The 19,327-nt window shown below is 63.8% G+C and carries 12 protein-coding genes; 7 read left to right on the top strand and 5 right to left on the bottom strand.

The genetic code is table 11. The features are described from left to right. Positions 1 to 525: 525 nt before the first annotated feature. On the top strand, positions 526 to 1,959 hold the full coding sequence (pyk, locus tag ACFQ36_RS00370; RefSeq protein WP_377009437.1) for a pyruvate kinase: 1,434 nt from the start codon (positions 526 to 528) through the stop codon (positions 1,957 to 1,959). Positions 1,960 to 2,256: 297 nt separating this feature from the next. On the opposite strand, the gene ACFQ36_RS00375 is transcribed toward pyk, so the two are convergent. Then, positions 2,257 to 3,093, bottom strand: coding sequence for an HAD family hydrolase (locus ACFQ36_RS00375; protein ID WP_377009439.1), 837 nt, complete (start codon positions 3,091 to 3,093; stop codon positions 2,257 to 2,259). Positions 3,094 to 3,639: 546 nt separating this feature from the next. Between ACFQ36_RS00375 and ACFQ36_RS00380 the strand changes: the two genes are divergently transcribed. The 6 genes from ACFQ36_RS00380 (at position 3,640) to fbaA (ending at position 11,752) form a co-directional block, all read left to right on the top strand. Then, positions 3,640 to 5,274, top strand: coding sequence for a glucose-6-phosphate isomerase (locus ACFQ36_RS00380; protein WP_377009441.1), 1,635 nt, complete (start codon positions 3,640 to 3,642; stop codon positions 5,272 to 5,274). Positions 5,275 to 5,644: 370 nt separating this feature from the next. Next, positions 5,645 to 7,792, top strand: coding sequence for a transketolase (tkt, locus tag ACFQ36_RS00385; protein WP_377009489.1), 2,148 nt, complete (start codon positions 5,645 to 5,647; stop codon positions 7,790 to 7,792). 102 nt (positions 7,793 to 7,894) lie between these two features. Further along, complete coding sequence (tal, locus tag ACFQ36_RS00390; RefSeq protein ID WP_377009443.1) at positions 7,895 to 9,016, top strand: transaldolase; 1,122 nt, start codon at positions 7,895 to 7,897, stop codon at positions 9,014 to 9,016. Between the two features lie 234 nt (positions 9,017 to 9,250). Continuing rightward, positions 9,251 to 9,970: a ribulose-phosphate 3-epimerase gene (gene rpe / locus ACFQ36_RS00395; RefSeq protein ID WP_377009445.1), complete on the top strand. Its 720-nt coding sequence runs from the start codon at positions 9,251 to 9,253 to the stop codon at positions 9,968 to 9,970. 10 nt (positions 9,971 to 9,980) lie between these two features. Further along, complete coding sequence (locus ACFQ36_RS00400) at positions 9,981 to 10,454, top strand: ribose-5-phosphate isomerase (RefSeq protein ID WP_377009447.1); 474 nt, start codon at positions 9,981 to 9,983, stop codon at positions 10,452 to 10,454. Positions 10,455 to 10,732: 278 nt separating this feature from the next. Then, the gene (gene fbaA / locus ACFQ36_RS00405) at positions 10,733 to 11,752 is read left to right on the top strand and encodes a class II fructose-bisphosphate aldolase (protein WP_377009449.1); all 1,020 of its coding nucleotides are present in this window, start codon (positions 10,733 to 10,735) and stop codon (positions 11,750 to 11,752) included. A gap of 445 nt (positions 11,753 to 12,197) precedes the next feature. On the opposite strand, the gene ACFQ36_RS00410 is transcribed toward fbaA, so the two are convergent. The 4 genes from ACFQ36_RS00410 to ACFQ36_RS00425 all read right to left on the bottom strand — a co-directional run bounded on the left by ACFQ36_RS00410 (position 12,198) and on the right by ACFQ36_RS00425 (position 19,181). Next, positions 12,198 to 13,223: a 6-phosphofructokinase gene (locus ACFQ36_RS00410; RefSeq protein ID WP_377009451.1), complete on the bottom strand. Its 1,026-nt coding sequence runs from the start codon at positions 13,221 to 13,223 to the stop codon at positions 12,198 to 12,200. Positions 13,224 to 13,399: 176 nt separating this feature from the next. Then, positions 13,400 to 14,893, bottom strand: a complete 1,494-nt coding sequence (locus tag ACFQ36_RS00415; protein WP_377009453.1) for a glyceraldehyde-3-phosphate dehydrogenase — start codon at positions 14,891 to 14,893, stop codon at positions 13,400 to 13,402. Between the two features lie 486 nt (positions 14,894 to 15,379). Beyond that, positions 15,380 to 15,904, bottom strand: coding sequence for a riboflavin kinase (locus tag ACFQ36_RS00420; RefSeq protein WP_377009455.1), 525 nt, complete (start codon positions 15,902 to 15,904; stop codon positions 15,380 to 15,382). A gap of 253 nt (positions 15,905 to 16,157) precedes the next feature. Then, on the bottom strand, positions 16,158 to 19,181 hold the full coding sequence (locus tag ACFQ36_RS00425; protein WP_377009457.1) for an ATP-binding protein: 3,024 nt from the start codon (positions 19,179 to 19,181) through the stop codon (positions 16,158 to 16,160). Positions 19,182 to 19,327: the final 146 nt, after the last annotated feature.

Consider the following 19,327-nt stretch of genomic DNA (forward strand, 5'->3'; position numbering starts at 1 on the left):
GAAGTCCGGAGGGCCTCCGCCGGCACTGCCCCCGAAAACATCTCCCCGGTCCCGGGCAAGATGTCCGGGGGAGTTCGCAGGCTTGGTCCGGCAGGTTCACGATGCACCGGACCCCGGGGCGGTCGAAGGCCGGGTTGCCATGGGGGCCGATAAGGGCCACGAGATCGAAGAAGCCACCAGAGAGTTACTGCGACACCGTCGTCCGCGCGGTTCGTCCTACACCGTCGGACCGCGAAATTTATGTGAGTCCATGGCAATCCGGCGGTTTTAAAATTAGAGTGTAAATAAACGTCCTAAATAAACCTTGATCCCGAGCAAGGAGTTCCCTGTGCCTCTTTCCATCATCGGCATCGATATCGGCGGAACCCCCACCAAGAGCGGCCTGGTCGATTTGGCCAGCGGCAGGTTGCTCGGCAGCTAAAGCATCGCACCCACGCCGCAGTTCGCGCCGCCGGAGCAGCTGGCCGAATCGGCTGAACCCGCAGACCACCCCGGTACTTCTCCAACCACAGTTAGGTAGGTTTCATGAGACGAGCAAAGATCGTGGCTACATTCGGCCCCGCGGTAGCGAGCTACGAGAAGACGCTGGCGGTTATCGACGCCGGCGTGGACGTGGCCCGCATGAACATGAGCCACGGCGACCATGCGGTACACGACAACACGTACATCAACGTGCGCAAGGCCGCGGCCGAGCTGGGCCGCACCGTCGCCGTGATGGCGGACCTGCAGGGCCCAAAGATCCGGCTGGGCCGTTTCGCGGACGGCCCGCATATCCTCACGGCGGGGGATACCTTCACCATCACGACGGACGACGTGGAGGGCACCGCACAGCTGTGCTCCACGACTTACAAGGGCCTGCCCGGGGACGTCCGTCCCGGCGACACCCTGCTGATCGATGACGGCAAAGTGGCCCTGCGCGCCGTGGCGGTCACCGCCAACAACGTTGTCGCCGAAGTGACGGTGGCCGGCACGGTGTCCAACAACAAGGGCATCAACCTCCCCGGCGTGGCCGTCAGCGTGCCGGCCCTGAGCATGAAAGATGAAGAGGACCTGCGCTGGGCCATCCGCCGGGGCGTCGATTTCATCGCCCTGTCCTTCGTCCGAAGCGCCGCCGACGTCACCCGGGTTCACGAGATCATGGATGAGGAGGGCCGCCGGGCCCCGGTGATCGCGAAGATCGAGAAGCCGCAGGGTGTGGACGCGCTCGAGGAAATCATCGATGCCTTCGACGCGATCATGGTGGCCCGCGGCGACCTGGGCGTGGAGCTGCCGCTCGAGGACGTGCCCGTGGTCCAGAAGCGGGCGGTGGAACTGGCCCGCCGGTGGGCCAAGCCGGTGATCGTGGCCACCCAGGTGCTCGAATCCATGGTCGAGAACCCGAGGCCGACCCGGGCCGAGGCCTCGGACTGCGCCAACGCGGTGCTGGACGGCGCGGACGCCGTCATGCTCTCGGGCGAGACGAGCGTGGGCAAATATCCGGTGGAGACCGTGGTGACCATGGCCCGGATCATCGAATCCACCGAGAAGCACGGACTGGACCGGATCCCGCCCTTGGGCAGCCAGCCCAGGACACGTGCCGGTGCAATCACCCGCGCCGCCGTGGAGATCGCGTCGCAGCTGGAGGCCAGGACCATCTGCGCCTTCACCCAGTCCGGCGATACCGCCCGGCGGCTCTCCCGGCTCCGGCCGACCCGCCCGGTCCTGGCCTTCTCGCCCACCGAGCAGGTCCGCAACCAGCTGGCCCTGGTGTGGGGCATCCAGCCGATGCTGGCCGAAGAGGCCGCCCACACCGACGAGATGACCCGCCAGGTGGACCGCGTGCTGCTGGAGAAGGACCTGGCACAACCGGGCGAGCTCGTGGTCCTCGCCGCCGGATCCCCGCCCGGCGTGGCCGGCTCCACCAACCTCGTCAAGGCCCATAACGTCGGCGACCTCGGCGACGCCGGCCTGCTTCCCTGAACCTTGCTTCCCACCTCCCATCAAGAAGTCCGCCCGCTCTCCTGCCCGGATCCAACCCCGCAGAGTCACCGCGAACGTGCCGCAGGAGGTGGCACATCGTCCAGCAGCTCCCGGTGGCCCCTCTCCTGAGCCGATTTGTTCCGCCGGCAGCCGCTGATACGTCCTGATCGGTCCACGGGTGCGGACCTTTGCAGGATCCTCGCCTCCGGACGCTGCCGCTCGACCCAACCCTCGGAACGTCAGGTTGAAAGGGGCCGCAGGCTGCCCGGGGCACCCCCTGGGCGCGCCCTCGCCTGGTTAGCTGAGCAAGTGGGACAGGGCGGTCACGACGCCGTGTTCCTCGTTGGTTGGTGCGAGGTAGCGGGCACGGGAACGCACGAGCGGGTGGGCGTTGCCCATGGCGAACGACAGGTCGGCGTGGTCGAGCATTTCGAGGTCGTTCAGGTAGTCGCCGAACACGGCCGTTTGCGCGGCCGTTACGCCCAGGGCCTGCTGGAGCTCCTGCACGGCGCGTCCCTTGGTGGCACCCGGGGCCATGATGTCGATCCAGTGCCTACCGGAGACGGCCATCTGATGGCTGGCTGCCAGCGGAGCGAAGATGCTTTTCGCGCTGGACTCGGCGTCGGCGAAGTCGTAGATCGCGAGCTTGAGGACATCATCGGTGACCGTGGCCAGGTCCTCGACCGCGGTGAGCCGGGCGTAGTAGTGTTCCGCCTCGGCGATGAATTCCGTGTCGCGCCGCTCGATGTAGGCGCTGCGGCGGCCGCAGACGACCAGACCGAGATCGCGGGTCGATTCCGTGGCGTGCCGGACCTTGTGGATGACGTCTCTGACGGTGGGCGCATCAAGGCAGATGGCCGAGAGCACGGCCCCGTCGCGGACAACGAGGCTGCCGTTCTCGGCGATGAAGGGGATTCCTGCCGGCGCTTGGGCGAACATCCGGGCCAGGGTGGCGTACTGGCGGCCGCTGGCGGGCACGAACGTGATGCCGCGGGCGCTCATCCGCTCCAGCAGCGGCCAGAACGTCGCAGGAACGGCACCGTCACCGGCCAGCAGCGTGCCGTCCATATCGGAGACCACCAGCCGCACGTCGTGAGACGTGCGGGGGATCGAGGACCAAAAACGAGCGGTCATCGTTCACCCCGCTTCACTGGGCGGGCCGGCATCGGCACCCAGGACGATGCGGGCACGGCGTGGACGCGGCGAACTCCCCGCCGGACACGGGCCGCGGTAACCGCGGCTGAAGGTGTCAGGCGCCGGCACGCCGGGCCTGCGGGCAACCTCAGTCATCGTGAGTCCTCTCTTGGCCAGGACAGTCTCAGTCGCGGAGTCCTAAGCCAAACTTGGTCCTTATCGTTATACACGTCGCCTCAAACCTTATTGGTTCATCACCGTACAGCCCGGCGAGGGCGTCGTGGGCCGGTAACCGCCGGATTCCAACCCCGGCCCTGAACTACCACCCAAAAGTGTGGTTGCCACTGCCTCATGGAGGAGTTTTCCCTATCCCTTGCCGGTGGAAGAGTGAATGCGGCGGACTATTCCAAGACCGGGACCTATTTCGGGAGCAAACCCGGTAATCGCCTGGGGTACGGGCACCGTTCAGCACAAGTGCCCCGACCTTCGCCATCACGTCGGTAATTACCGTCCCGAGGGGACGGCTCGGGAGGGCTCAAAACCAAGATGAGAACACTCACCTACGCTGCCAGCGGTGCCGCACAGCACGCGATCGCCCAGCACATCACCACCCTGGTCGACGACAAGGTCGCCACGAGGATTTTCGCCAAGGATTACACGCTGTGGGGCGCTGACGCTGAGCCTGAGTCGGCTATCCGTCTCGGCTGGGTGGAGGCCCCGGCCGTGTCCCAACCGCTGGTTGGGGACATCCTGGAACTTCGCGATGCGCTGCGCGCCGAAGGCGTCTCCCGCATTCTCCTGTGCGGCATGGGCGGCTCCTCCTTGGCTCCCGAGGTCATTGCCGGCACCGCCGGCGTCGAGCTGGCAGTGCTGGACAGCACTGATCCTGAACAGGTCAGCGCTGCCATGGCGGTCCGGCTGGCGGAGACGGCAATAGTCGTTTCCTCCAAGTCCGGCTCCACCGTTGAGACAGATTCCCACCGCCGAGTGTTCGAGAAGGCGTTTAGCGACGCAGGCATCGATCCCAAGAGCCGCATAATCACCGTCACTGATCCGGGCTCTCCCCTGGACCTGGCTTCCCGGGAGGCAGGCTACCGCGCGGTCTTCAACGCCGACCCCAACGTCGGTGGCCGGTTTTCCGCACTGACCGCGTTTGGCCTGGTTCCATGCGGCCTGGCCGGCGTCGATATCCAGGCATTCCTGGACGAGGCCGAGGAAGCTGCCCGGATCCTCAACAAGGATTCGGCCGAAAACATCGGTCTCGCCCTAGGCATTGCCTTCGGCCGTACCAGCCCGTTGCGCAACAAGGTCGTCATCGTTGAGGACGGCTCGGCCATGGCGGGCTTTCCTGCTTGGGCCGAGCAGCTTATCGCAGAATCCACGGGCAAGCTCGGCTCGGGCGTCCTGCCGGTGGTCGCCGGCCCAAATGCTCCGGAAGTCACCTCCGGCGCTGAAGACCTGCTGGTGGTCCGGCTCGTGGACCCGGATGCCGACGTCGAATTGGGGGAGAACGAAGTTGCCATCGCCGGCGGCCTCGCCAGCCAGATGATGGTGTGGGAATTCGCCACCGCTGTAGCCGGTCGCCTGCTGGGCATCAACCCCTTTGACCAGCCCGACGTTGAAGCCGCGAAAGTGGCTGCCCGCGGGCTGTTGGACGCACGCCCCGAGCTCACTTCCCCGACCTTCACCGACGGCGTCGTGGAAGTTCGCGGTGGTGACTGGCTCGGTTCGGCCGCTACGATCACCGACGCAGTGCTGGCGCTTCTGGCCAGGCTGGGCGCAGACGGCTACCTGAGCGTGCAGGCCTACCTGGACCGCCTCTCTTACGCTCCCTTGGAAGGAATCCGGGACGATCTCGCCGCGGCGAGCGGCCGGCCGGTGACTTTCGGCTGGGGACCACGGTTCCTCCACTCCACCGGCCAGTTCCACAAGGGCGGCCCGGCGATCGGCGTGTTCCTGCAGGTGACGGCGGTTTCGAGCCGGGACCTTGCTATTCCCGGACGCCGGTTCACCTTTGGTGAACTAATTGCTGCGCAGGCAGCCGGCGACGCGCAGGTACTGAGAGAACACGGCCGCCCCGTCCTGCGCCTGCACCTCACGGACCGGGCAGCAGGCGTTGACCAGCTCCGGTCCGTTTTCTCGTCCCTGACCCATATGGCAGCATCCGTTAGCAAGAGCTAAGGCACCGACAAGGCCGGACACGCTAATCGACAGAAGGCCGGACGGCAGGAGGACGAGTCCACGGCCAGCGGCTTATCGGCGGTCAGCGCGGAGCCAAGGGCACCACTCCTGGAGAGGCTGCTCCAATAGCTCGTGCCTGTAATAAAGCAGGAACTCACGCCCATAGCGAAGAGCAATTCAAGGGGATGCGGAAAATCTGTTCTCCGCCCAATCCTAAAGTGTAGTCAGAACCGTCAGAAAACAGTGTTATCCCTACCCGTTTGGTTCGGGATTATGGATATCAACCAGAAGCACCCGTGCGGCCGCTACAGGCCGATGACCGAATTGAAGGGGATAAATCGTGAATCCGACAGCAAATGCGACGCGTACCTTGTTCAGCACCTCAGGTTCAGTATCAAATCCTGAATCAGCAACATTGAACTGGACGGCTGATGACCAGCGCGCCGTGGACACAATCCGTGTTTTGGCCGCCGACGCGGTGGAGAAGGTCGGCAACGGCCACCCCGGCACTGCCATGAGCCTGGCCCCGGCCGCGTATCTTCTCTTCCAGAAGCTTATGCGCCACGACCCGGCCGACCCGGACTGGCTGGGACGCGACCGTTTCATCCTGTCGCCGGGCCACTCGTCGCTGACCCTCTACATCCAGCTGTTCCTCTCCGGCTACGGCCTGGAGCTCAAGGACCTCGAGGCGCTCCGCACATGGGGTTCATTGACGCCGGGCCACCCGGAATACAAGCACACCCCCGGGGTGGAAATCACCACCGGTCCGCTGGGCCAGGGGCTCGCGTCGTCGGTTGGTTTCGCTTACTCCCAGCGCCGGATGCGCGGCCTGTTTGACCCCGATGCTGCCGTTGGCACGTCCCCGTTTGACCACACCATCTGGGTTATTGCTTCCGACGGTGACATCCAGGAAGGCGTCACGGCCGAGGCTTCCTCCCTGGCCGGGCACCAGGAATTGGGCAACCTCGTGGTGATCTACGATGAGAACCACATCTCCATCGAGGACGACACCGACATTGCCTTCACCGAAGATGTCCTGAAGCGCTACGAGGCTTACGGCTGGCACACCCAGCGCGTGGACTGGACCAGGACCGGCGAATACGTCGAAGACGTCCACGAGCTCTACTCCGCACTCCTGGCTGCGCAGGCCGAGACCTCCAGGCCGTCCATCATCTCGCTGCGCACCATCATCGGCTACCCCTCGCCGAAGAAGCAGAACACCGGCAAGATCCACGGGTCGGCATTGGGCGCCGAGGAAGTCGCGGCCCTGAAGGAGGTCCTGGGCTTCGATCCGGCCAAGTCCTTCCACGTGGACCAGGAAGTGCTGGCCCACGCCCGCTCCGTCGTCGAACGCGGTGCCGCCGCGCGTAGCGAATGGCAGTCCTCGTTCGAGGCCTGGCAGTCGGCCAACCCCGAGGGCGCTGCCTTGTTGGAGCGGATCGAAGCCAGGAAGCTTCCGGTCGAACTCGACGCCGTCCTGCCGGTCTTCGAAGCGGGGAAGGACGTCTCCACCCGCGCCGCGTCGGGCAAGGTCCTGAACGCGATCGGCCCGGTCATGCCCGAACTGTGGGGCGGTTCGGCCGACCTTGCCGAGTCCAACAACACCACCATCGAGGGGTCGCCCTCGTTCATCCCGGCCTCCCGCTCCACCCAAACGTGGAAGGGCAACCCGTACGGCCGGATCCTGCACTTCGGCATCCGCGAGCACGCCGCCGCGTCGATCGTGAACGGCATCTCGCTGCACGGGCGGACCCGCGCGTTCTCCGGCACGTTCCTGATCTTCAGTGACTACCAGCGTCCGGCCATCCGCCTCTCGGCCCTCATGGGCGTCCCGTCCATCTATGTGTGGTCGCACGACTCCATCGGACTGGGCGAGGACGGACCCACCCACCAGCCGGTGGAGCAGCTCTCCACCCTGCGTGCGATCCCGGGCCTGGACGTTGTTCGTCCCGGCGATGCCAACGAGGTTGCCGTCGCGTGGAAGACCATGCTGGAGAACCATGAGAACCCGGCAGGCCTCGTGCTGACCCGTCAGAACGTTCCGACCTTCGCCCGCGGCGAGGGCGTAGCCGAGGGTGACACCTTCGCTTCCCCCGCCGGTGTGGCCAAGGGCGGCTACGTGCTGGCCGAGGCATCCAGGAACGGCGCCACCGTTCCTGCCGACGTCATCCTGATTGCCACCGGCTCCGAGGTCCAGCTTGCCGTCCAGGCCCGCGAAGCCCTGCAGGCAGAAGGGATCGCCACCCGCGTCGTCTCCATGCCGTGCGTTGAGTGGTTCAGCAAGCAGGACGCCGCCTACCGCGAGTCCGTGCTTCCCGTCGCCGTCAAGGCCCGCGTTTCCGTCGAGGCCGGCCTTGCCCTGGGCTGGAAGGAGTTCGTCGGCGACGCCGGCCGTTCCATCAGCCTTGAGCACTTCGGCGCCTCGGCAGACTACAAGCGCCTGTTCCAGGAGTTCGGCATCACCGCAGAAGCAGTCGCTGCCGCCGCCAAGGACTCCCTCGCCGCTGCCGGCAACTAACCCTTCAGCTGCACGCGGCCGGCGCCGCGGGACGGCCCGGCGGGCGTCCGGCGCCGGCCGCGTGTCAACTGTCCATCATTTCCGAAGGAAGAAGCAGAAGTTATGACCAACGCAACACCCACCGCACAGCTTTCCGACGCCGGTGTGTCCATCTGGCTGGACGACCTCTCCCGCGAACGGCTCTCCAGCGGCAGCCTGCAGAGGCTCATCGACGAAAAGAACGTCGTCGGCGTGACCACCAACCCGTCCATCTTCCAGGCCGCGATCACCTCCGGCACGGACTACGCTTCAAAGATCGCCGAACTGGCCGCACGGGGCGCCAGCGTCGAGGACACCATCTTCGAGATCACCACCACCGACGTCGCGGACGCCTGCGACCTGTTCGCACCGGTGGCCGCCGCCACCAAGGGCGTCGACGGCCGTGTCTCCATCGAGGTCGACCCGCGCCTGGCTTGGGACACCGAAGGCACGATCGCTGAGGCCAGGCGCCTCTACAAGAAGGTCGACAAGGACAACGTCCTGATCAAGATCCCGGCAACGCTTGAAGGCCTCGGGGCCATCACCGCCGTGCTCGCCGAGGGCATCAGCGTGAACGTGACCCTGATCTTCTCGCTGGAGCGCTACCGGGCCGTCATCAACGCCTTCCAGGCCGGCCTGGAACAGGCCAAGGAAAACGGCCACGACCTCTCCAGGATCCACTCGGTGGCCTCATTCTTCGTCTCCCGCGTGGACACCGAGATCGACAAGCGGCTCGACGCCATCGGCACCGCTGAAGCCAGGGCACTCAAGGGCAAGGCAGGCGTTGCCAATGCCCGCCTCGCCTACCAGGTCTGGGAGGAACTGTTCTCCACCGGGCGCTGGGCAACCCTGGCCGAAGCCGGCGCACTCCCGCAGCGTCCCCTGTGGGCCTCCACCGGCGTGAAGGACCCGGCCTACCCGGACACCCTGTACGTCACCGGACTCGTCGCCGCCGGCGTCGTGAACACCATGCCCGAAATGACCCTCGACGCCACCTTCGACCACGGCGTCGTCACCGGTGACACCATCACCGGCACCTACGAGGAAGCAAACGGCGTGCTCAACGCCCTCGAAGGCCTCGGCGTCTCCTACAACGAGGTCGTCGCACTCCTCGAATCCGAAGGCCTGGAGAAGTTCGTGACCAGCTGGAAGGAACTCCTCGCCGACGTCGAAAGCGCCCTCGGCACCGCACGGACGGCGTCCTAACCCACCGGTCACTCTCAGCTACGACGCCAGCGGTGGTGCGCAGCACGCTACCGGGGCAGCACATCCCGGCACTTGTCGTAGCCCGTATCGCCACCAGGATTTTCACGAAGGACTTGCGCCCCTGCGGGGTCCCGATGCCGACTCCGAATCCGCCATACGTGCCGGCCGCGTGGAGACCCTCCGGGGTCTCCACGCCCTGGTTGCCAAGATCACCGCTACCGAAAGGCAGACACTATGCCCGTTTCACCCCTGAAATGCTGCATCAACCCCAGCATCCTCTCGGCCGACTTCGTCAACCTCGAGGCCGAGCTGGCCCGCGTCAGCAATGCCGATGCCGTGCACGTGGATGTCATGGACAACCACTTTGTGCCGAATCTGACCATCGGCCTGCCCGTCGTGGAACGGCTGCAAAAGGTCAGCCCCGTGCCGCTGGACGCCCACCTGATGATTTCCAACGCGGACCGTTGGGCCCCGCAGTTCGCCGACGCCGGCCTGAGCTCGGTCACATTCCACGTCGAGGCCTCCGACGCCCCCATCAAGCTCGCCCGCGAACTTCGCGCCCGCGGGGCCAAGGCGGGCATGGCACTGCGCCCGGCCACCCCGGTGGAACCGTACCTGGACATGCTCTCCGAACTGGACATGCTGTTGATCATGACGGTCGAGCCGGGCTTCGGCGGCCAGACATTCCTGGACGTCATGCTGCCCAAGATCCGCCGTGCCCGCGCCGCCGTCGAGGGTTCCGGGGTGGACGTGGCCATCCAAGTCGACGGCGGCATCACGGAGGAAACCATCACCCGCGCCGCGGAAGCAGGCGCCAACGTCTTCGTGGCCGGATCGGCCGTGTACGGCAAACCGTCGCCTGCAGACGCCATCGAGTCACTGCGCGCGAACGGCCGGCTCGCCTTCACCCCAACAACACCGCACCCCAACAACACCGCACCCCAACCAGCCTGAAGGACCACTCATGCGCGTTCACATCGCAACCGACCACGCCGGCATGGAGCTCAGCTCCCACCTCATCACCGCACTGTCCGCCAGCGGCTACGAGATGGTGGACCACGGTCCTGCCGTCTACGACGCCGAGGACGACTACCCCGCATTCTGCATCAAGGCCGCGTCCGCCGTCGTGGCCGACCAGGCCGCGGGCGTGGACGCCCTCGGGATAGTGCTGGGCGGCTCGGGCAACGGCGAGCAGATCGCCGCCAACAAGGTCAAAGGCGTACGCGCGGCCCTGGTATGGAACCTGGACACGGCCAAACTGGCCCGTCAACACAACGACGCCAACGTGGTGGCAGTGGGCGGGCGCCAGCACACCGTGAGGGAAGCCACCGAACTGATCGAGGCATTCCTGGCAGAACCGTTCACCAATGCCGAACGCCACGAACGCCGCATCGGCAAGATCGCCACCTATGAAGCCACCGGGGAGGTTGTCGAGTAACGAGGTGTACCCGGCGGCTGCGGCCGCGTATCGGCATCGCGCCTCGGCAGGGCAAGCCGTCGGCCTCGCCATGCAGGAGCACCGGGCGGCATGGCCGCCCTGCGAGAACCCGGCTCGTCCCGGTAACCATCGCAGAAGCCGCCCGCAGGCAAACGCTCGTTCCCGTTCAACGCTATGAAGAAGCCGCCTTCCTGTTCGGCTGAAAACCTTACGGAAGTCGGAGAAGGTCCCGGCCGGCAGGAAGGGGCACATAGCCGAAACCCAGCATAGGAGTCAGCATGCCCATTGCAACCCCGGAGATCTACTCCGAGATGATCGACCGTGCGAAGGCGGGAAGCTTCGCGTTTCCGGCCGTGAACGTGACATCCTCGCAGACGCTGAATGCCACCCTCCGTGGCTTCGCCGAAGCCGAGTCCGACGGCATCGTCCAGGTCTCCACCGGCGGCGCGGCCTACTGGTCCGGCGCCTCCACCAAGGACATGGTTGCCGGTTCCCTCGGCTTCGCCGCCTTCGCCCGCGAAGTAGCCAAGAACTACAACGTCAATATCGCCCTGCACACGGACCACTGTCCCAAGGACAAGCTGGACGGCTTCGTCCTGCCCCTGCTGGCCGCCTCCGAGGCCGAGGTCAAGGCCGGCCGCAACCCCCTGTTCAACTCGCACATGTGGGACGGTTCCGCCGAGACCCTGCAGGAAAACCTGCGCATCGCCCGCGAGCTGCTGGAACGCACGGCCGCCGCCAAAATGATCCTTGAGGTCGAAATCGGCACCGTGGGCGGCGAGGAGGACGGCGTCGAGAACGAGATCAACGAGAAGCTCTACACCACCGTCGAGGACGCCTTGGCCACGGTTGAAGCATTGGGCGCCGGCGAGAACGGCCGCTACATCACCGCACTGACCTTCGGCAATGTCCACGGCGTATACAAGCCCGGCGGCGTGAAGCTTCGCCCGGAGATCCTCAAGGATATCCAGGCCCAGGTGGGTGCCCGGATCGGCAAGGACAGCCCGTTCGACCTCGTGTTCCACGGCGGTTCCGGCTCTTCGGACCGGGAAATCGCCGACGCTGTCTCCTACGGCACCATCAAGATGAACATCGACACGGACACCCAGTACGCCTACACGCGCCGGATTGCGGACCATATGTTCCGCAACTACGACGGCGTGCTGAAGGTCGACGACGAAGTGGGCAACAAGAAGACCTACGATCCCCGTGTCTGGGGCGCGTCCGCTGAAGCCGGCCTGGCAGCCAGGGTTGTCGAGGCCACCAAGCAGCTCGGTTCAGCCGGCAAGACCTTCTAGGAACCGGCGGATTCCGTAGAACCTGGCCGGGCCCGAGCCCGCGCTGCCGCCTGCCGGGCGGGATCTGCGGAAGCGGGCGAGGCCCTGGAACCTCGCGCCAGTCCGCCGCGTCTTCGCTGCCGCGGGCCGTGCTCAGAAGCGTGGGCTTACCTTCCGACGCGCTCCGCCATGACGGCGCCATTTTCCGATCACCGAGCAATTTAAACCGCAAATTCGTAGTCGGTAAAACGCGCACAATTTCCGTACTGGGTTTAGTCGCCGTCCGCACGCCCAACAAGGTCAAAACACACTCGGAGAGTGGGGTTGGGTGAGCCGGCGGCCCAAGCCAAGTAAGGACTTCCCCCGTATCCTCCCCGCAGCGACCAGGTAAGCGGGGGAGCAGGCAACCGAGCTTCAAACACCTCTGAGGCGGCTGGCCCGGCCCGGGACCGGGCCAGCCGGGAACTCAGCCGAACAGGAGCGCGGCTTCGTCGTAGCGTTTCTGCGGAACAACCTTCAGCTGGCCCAAGGCCTCCTGGAAGCCCACGTGTTCGATGTCCGTTCCCTTCAGCGCCACCATGGTGCCCCAGAATCCCTCCACCACCGAATCGATGGCAGCCATGCCCAGGCGGGTGGCCAGGACCCGGTCAAAGGCCGACGGCACGCCGCCGCGCTGGATGTGGCCCAGGATGGTGGCGCGGGTTTCGATGCCGGTGCGGGCTTCCAGTTCCGGGGCCAACTGGTCCGCGATGCCGCCCAGCCGGGGACGGCCAAAGGTGTCCAGGCCGCGCTCGGAGTGCGGGGTTTCCATGTGCTCCGGAACAAACCCTTCGGCCACCACTACCAGCGGTGCACGCCCGCGGGCGTGGGCCTCCTTCACCCACTGGGTGATCTGGTCAATGCTGACCTTCTGCTCCGGGATGAGGATGGCGTGGGCACCGGTCGCCATGCCCGCGTGCAGTGCGATCCAGCCCACGTGCCGGCCCATTACTTCGGCGATCATGCACCGGTGGTGGGATTCTGCGGTGGTGCGCAGCCGGTCGATGGCCTCCGTGGCGATCTGCACGGCGGTGTCGAAGCCGAAGGTGTAATCCGTCGCATCAAGGTCGTTGTCCACGGTCTTGGGAACACCCACGATTTTCAGCCCTGCGTCCGTCAGGCGCTTGGCCGCGGCGAGGGTTCCCTCACCGCCGATCGCGATGATGGCGTCAATGCCCAGCCGGTCCATGTGGTCCTTGATGACCTCGGGGCCGCCGCCGTTGTCAAAGGGGTTGGTGCGGGAAGTGCCAAGAATGGTGCCGCCCTGCTTGGCGATCCCCCGGACCATGGTGCGGGGGATGTCGATGATGTCGCCCTCGACGACGCCACGCCAGCCGTCAAGGAAACCCACGAATTCGTGACCGTGGATGGCAATGCCTTTGAGGACGGCGCCGCGGATGACCGCGTTCAGTCCGGGGCAGTCGCCACCGCTGGTGAGGATTCCAATTTTCATGTTTCGGCTCAATCCTGGGGAGAAGGTGTACAGGCAGAGCGCCACGCTGAGCTCACCTGGATGTGTGGTGGGAGGTGTGGAGTACGACACAAACCGGTTACAAATTCTGGTTGCGCCTCCTCCTTCTTTCATCCATTCGTCCGCCCTGTTGCACGAGTGGTGGAGGAGGACGGATGCTAGGCCGAGCCCAAGGCGGCAAGCACCGACATCGCCTCCTCAACGACACCCGCCGCGGGGAAGGACGGCCGCTTCACGCCGCCCATCTCTTCCATGACGCGGACCACCTGGCAGCTGTAACCGAACTCGTTGTCGTACCAGACGTAGAGGACCAGGTTCTTGTCCGTGGCAACGGTCGCGAAGCCGTCCACGATGCCCGTGCGGCGGGAACCGACGAAGTCGGTGGAGACCACCTCGGGTGAGTCAACGTAGTCGATCTGCTTGCGCAGGTCCGAGTGCAGCGACATCTCCCGCAGGTAGTTGTTGACCTCGTCCCTGGTGGTCCCGTTTTCCAGGCTGAGGTTCAGGATGGCCAGGGAAACGTCCGGGGTGGGGACCCGGATGGAACTGCCGGTGAGCTTGCCCAGCAGTTCGGGCAGGGCCTTGGCCACCGCCTTGGCGGCACCGGTCTCGGTAATCACCATGTTCAGCGCGGCGGAGCGGCCGCGCCGGTCACCCTTGTGGAAGTTGTCGATCAGGTTCTGGTCGTTGGTGAACGAGTGGACAGTTTCCACGTGGCCGTGGACCACGCCGAACCTGTCGTTGATGGCCTTCAGGACCGGAGTGATCGCATTCGTGGTGCAGGACGCGGCGGACACGATCCGGTCCGAGTCTTTGATGGTGCCGTGGTTGATGCCGTGGACGATGTTCTTCAGGTCGCCCTTGCCCGGAGCAGTCAGCAGCACCCGTGCCACACCCTTGCTCTGCAGGTGCCGGGACAGGCCTTCCGCATCACGCCAGCGGCCGGTGTTGTCCACTACCAGGGCGTTGCTGATGCCGTAGGCCGTGTAGTCGATGGTGGCAGGGTTGTCCGAGTAGATGACCTGCACCCGGACACCGTTGGCCGTGATGGTGTTGGCATCCTCGTTGATCTGGATGGTGCCTTCGAAAGAACCGTGAACCGAGTCGCGGCGCAGGAGGCTTGCGCGCTTGGAGAGGTCGTTGTCGGATCCGCGGCGGACGACAATGGCGCGCAGGCGCAGGCCATGGCCGCCACCGGCCTTTTCGATCAGGAGGCGGGCCAGCAGCCGGCCGATCCGGCCGAAGCCGTAGAGCACGACGTCGGTGCTGGTACCGTCGTCGCCGCCGCGCTTGCCCACGACCCCGGCGAGCTCGGCACGAAGGAATTCCTCCAGCGTGGCCCCGTTTCCCTCTTCCTTGAACTTCTGGTTCAGGCGCGCGATGTCGATCGTGGCCGCACCGAGCTCCAGCTGGGCCAAAGTGTTCAGCAGCGGGGCAGTCTCCTCCAGGCGCAATTCCTCCTTGCTGACCCGGCGCGCGAAGCGGTGCGCTTTGAGGATGTCCATGGTGGACCTGTTGACCAGGCTCCGGCCATGGATGCTGGTCACCACGTTGTTTTCGCGGTACAGCCGGCCAATCACCGGAATCATGGCCTCGGCGAGGGCTTGCCGGCCCATCCACGTATCAAGACAGGAATCTGAGGTGTGTAGCATCGGGCTGCCTTTCCAAAAAAGGGTCTCAACCTCCAGAGGTGGGGCTGACATCCATCGTCCTGTCATTTGCGGGTAGGGGAAACGCTGATTTGGGGTGGTTTAAGCTACCCGTTTTGGTAGGCCGCCGCTGCGTGGATCATCCCGTACGCCGGCTGGACGATTGGGCCTGCAGCATGCGTTCCCTCCGCAAAGGTGGCCGAGCCCGGGCTGCGGCGGCCGCTCCTTTATTCCATTGCCCGTATCGGACACGCGCCGCTCTCCCCGATAGGGGAGCTGTACCGGGAGGCAGTCCTGCCCTTCGCCGGTGCATACGCACTGGTGATTTTCACGGGGGAGCGCACAGGGCGGCCGCAGAAGAAGGCGGGCGACACCCCACCCTCCCGCCTGCTGGAATCCCGGGCGGCCTCGGCGCAGCGGCTGCGTGCCTCATCGATAACCAGCGTGAAGATTTTTCCGGCACTCATGACCGGCGCCGGCAGGAACGTTTTAAGGGCGCCCGGCACCTGACGGGTTCGAAAGCAAGTAATCGGTCTCCTGTTCTGCACGGAGGTAGCCGCCCAGTCCTGCTTGCACAGCCCAGTTGCGAACACTAGCAACGTCGTCCTGGATCTGGTCCACGAGCTCGGACGTACCAGCGAACTTGCGTTGCGGACGGATAAGGGTGTGCAGCGTCACCATAACGGTCTGCCCGTAAAGGTCGCCGCTGTAGTCCAAGAGGTTCGCCTCCAGCAAGCTCTGGCCTCTAGCGTAATAGGTCGGCCGCTCGCCGATTGATACCGCAGCAACATAGAGCGACCGGCGATTTTGAGGGCCGAGATGAACCGTGCCGGCCCAGACGCCGTTATGCACGCCACTGTGCGGTATAGCGATATTGGCCGTGGGAAAGCCCAGCAGCCGCCCACGTTGGTCTCCATGGCCAACCACACCGGTGATCTGGAAATAGCCGTGGTTCTGATGCCTTGACGGCGAAGTGCGCGAAGGAGAATTCCATTCCATTGGGTCTTTTTTCAATTGAAACTCCTAGACAAATGACTAAGTGTTAGCTCGACGACGTAATCCTGACTAGCGATGCTGTACATAAAGAACTCCTGTCACATCCCTCCGGGGTCCGGGTTCCTTGGAACCTCACATCGAACAGTGCAGCGTCTGCGCCTCCGGCGATTCAGAAGCGCCTTGGCCATTCAGTAAAGGACGTCCGCAGCTACTCCCCATAGATCAGATTAGTTGGAAAGCTGTAGAGTCCGTTGTCAGCGGATACCGGCCTTTAGCTCGCAACCTGGGCCAGCTTCAGGTCCAGATCACACATCGCAACATGACGAGGCATCGCGAGTTTCACGTATGCCGCACGCGCATCCTGCAGGTACTTCTTTGCCCGATCGGACGATGATCCTTCACCGGTTTGAAGAAGCATTTTCCCGTGAAATCTCAATGTATGGGCATGCTCCACGACATGGGGCATGCTCTCGGCATCATGACGAGCCTCACGGAAGTACCGTTCCGCGCGAATCCAATCACCAGCGGCCGCAGCGGCAATTGCGGCTGAACGCTTGACGAGGCGGCCGGCTCGGAATTCAATACACACGACCCCGGTACGCTGAATACATTGTTCGATAGCAGGGAGCAACTCGGCGGCCTGCTCCAGCTTTCCCAAAACTGCCAAACCTTCTACGGCTGTAAGCGCCGCCACCCAGGAGCCGCATGTATTGGCCTTATCCAGCTGCGGCAAGGTGTTTCGATGCTCCTCAAACAAAGCCATTGCAGCCTGGGCGTCACCCATATAGGCGAGCAACTCGAACAGGGCTGACCATCCCCATCCCACCATGGCCGTGTTCGTCTCTGCATCAAGGGCGGCTAAGTATGCATGCTTGGCTTCCTCCCATTCCCCGGCGAGGAATTTGGCTAACCCAAGCCAGGCAAACGAATGCTCGGACCATCCAAGCCCGACGGCATCGGCGAATGCGAGGTCCCTTCGCGCAAATTTCTCAAGGGCGGCCGGACTTCCGTCTTGAAAGAACTCGATCATAGCCGTCATGCGAACGTGCTGTTGCAGGGCGGCGTAGTTGCCTACACGAACCGCGATTGGCTCAAGTTCTGCGCCTACCGCGCGCGCATCATCCAGACGACCTAACCCAACAAGGGTGTAGTTCAAGAAGCCCAGCATGCTTGTCAAAGTCCAGGCATCATCCGAGTGGCGTAGTAGCTCCAAAGCCTCGTATCCCGCCGAGACCGCTTCCGAGTGCTCAAGGAATGCGGGAAGCTGCATAGCCCGCATGGCCAGGCCATGGCCTCGAAGCTCCGTATCCACGAGCCGGGACGCAATTTCCAACTCTTCGTGGATGTTATCCACACTCGCGTCATACTCACCGCTCCAAGCGCGGGCAAAAGACAACGCACCAAGCAGCCTTCCCCGCTCTGCGCCCTCGTAGCTGCCAAGCATCTTGAGTCCATAAAGCGCGAAATCGCAGGCTTCGCGCATCCGGAAAGACCAGAACATGGTGTGACTGGCCGCACAACTCGTGCGGGAAATGGCATTAAGATCGCCGACTTCCGCATAAATGTTCAGGGCATTGCGCATCGAGGCTACCGAATCCGGCCAGCGACCTATCGTACGCAACGCCAAGCCACGCTGGAACCACAATTCCGCACGGTCGGCAGCCGGGGCCGTATCCACAAATTCCATGGCCTGATCCAGAAAGCGAAGTGCCTCTTCTGCCGCGGAACTATTCAGGGCAGCCCTGCCGGCCATCGTAAGATAACGCACAATATTCTGGCGATCTGTGATCGGACCTGCTTGAACCAGGTGCCGTGCGATCTCGTCCGCCCGCTCTTCCAAAGCATGGGGAAACGACTGCTCCAGAGCAGCAGCAGCTGCGGCGTGTATTCGACGCGTCCGGGCCGGTGATATGCTCTCAATTATTGCCCTACGCACGACGGCGTGCATAAATTCATAGCGTTCCACAGCGCCTGGAGAAATCCCCGTGATGTCATACAAAAGCTTCGCCTGCGTTGCTTCCTCCACTCCTTCCAGGAGAGTGTGGTCATCAACCCCAGCAAGTCGTTGCAGCACGCTTAGTTCAAATTCCTGACCCAATACGGCGGCCATGGCCAACAGGGTCTGTGTCTCTTGTTTGAGTCGCCGAACGCGTGCAGCAACGATGTCCTTGACTCCGTGGGGCACGTCTACAGTGCCTGCTGATTTCGGGCCGTTACCTTCCCCCAGACTACGGATCAGTTCTCCGGCATACAGTGGGTTTCCCCGTGTTTCAGAGAAGATGTCATAGGCCAGGCTTTCGGAGAAGATGCCATCTCGCGACAGGGTCGATCCACGATCTGAACCCAATAGCTGAGCTACCTCGCGCCGATGCAATCCACCCAATTGAATTTGAACCGGCATTACATCGCGGCGCAGCCGACCCAGGAAGCCGATTAAGGCGTCTGAGTCATCTCCCGGGCGAAAAGTGCAGACTATTAGCGTACGCTCAAGCGCCTCCTCCTGCACAAGGTGCTTGAGCAACTGGAGTGTTGGCTCTGGAGCCCAGTGCAGATCATCAACTACGAGCAGCAACGGAGAAGACATCGATGCATGACGGAGAACGCGAGTGACGGCGTCGAACAGCCGCAAACGGGTAACGTTGGGATCTGAGTGCATTGCATCAGCGGGAATCCTTGGTAAGCGGATGCCGGAACCTGGAATGATCCTGCCCAATTCTCCGGCCAGATCATCAAGTTCCCCCGCTAAACGACTTGGATCACAAGCACGGAAATAGGGCGCCAGGGCGTGGCCGACTGCTTCAAAAGGGCCTGCGACGTCTTCATCGCAACGTCCATACAGCACCAAGGGGTCGTCAGTGACTGATATCTGCCGTGCGAACTCAGCAACCAGCCTGCTCTTTCCGATGCCTGCATCGCCCGATACCAGCACAAGACGCTGTGCGCCTTCCTTTACTTCCTCCCACTCATTGTGCAGTTGCCGCAGCTCCGGAATACGGCCCACAAACTCACCCGCGTTGGCCATGCGTAGCAATGAAGGCGGAGCCTCAATGCGCACGGGGCCGGTGTCCTCGTGCGCCCGCACGGCAGCCACCAATCCCGAGCGGTCAGAGACTTCGAACTTCGTCAAGAGATTTGAGACATGACTCTCCACCGTGCGGACGCTGATCCCTAAGTGCGCAGCGATCTCGGCGTTGGCCAGATGGTTAAGAACTGCCTGAAGCACCTCCCACTCCCTGGAGGTGATACCTCGGTCCTGGAAAGATCCAGATTTCGATTGCCTATAGTCTGTCGGCATTGAATGGATTCCTCTCTGAACCCCCGAGTGCGGCAACTCAACTTCACAATCAACCGGAAGCCTTCAACGGTCTCCTGCGTAGTTTGTTTGCCTAGCGCGATCTGATCGGATCAATTTACTACATGCGGAGCGAGCGATGTGATGTC

Source organism: Arthrobacter sp. GCM10027362, from assembly GCF_042679445.1.
In the GTDB taxonomy this organism is placed as follows: domain Bacteria; phylum Actinomycetota; class Actinomycetes; order Actinomycetales; family Micrococcaceae; genus Crystallibacter.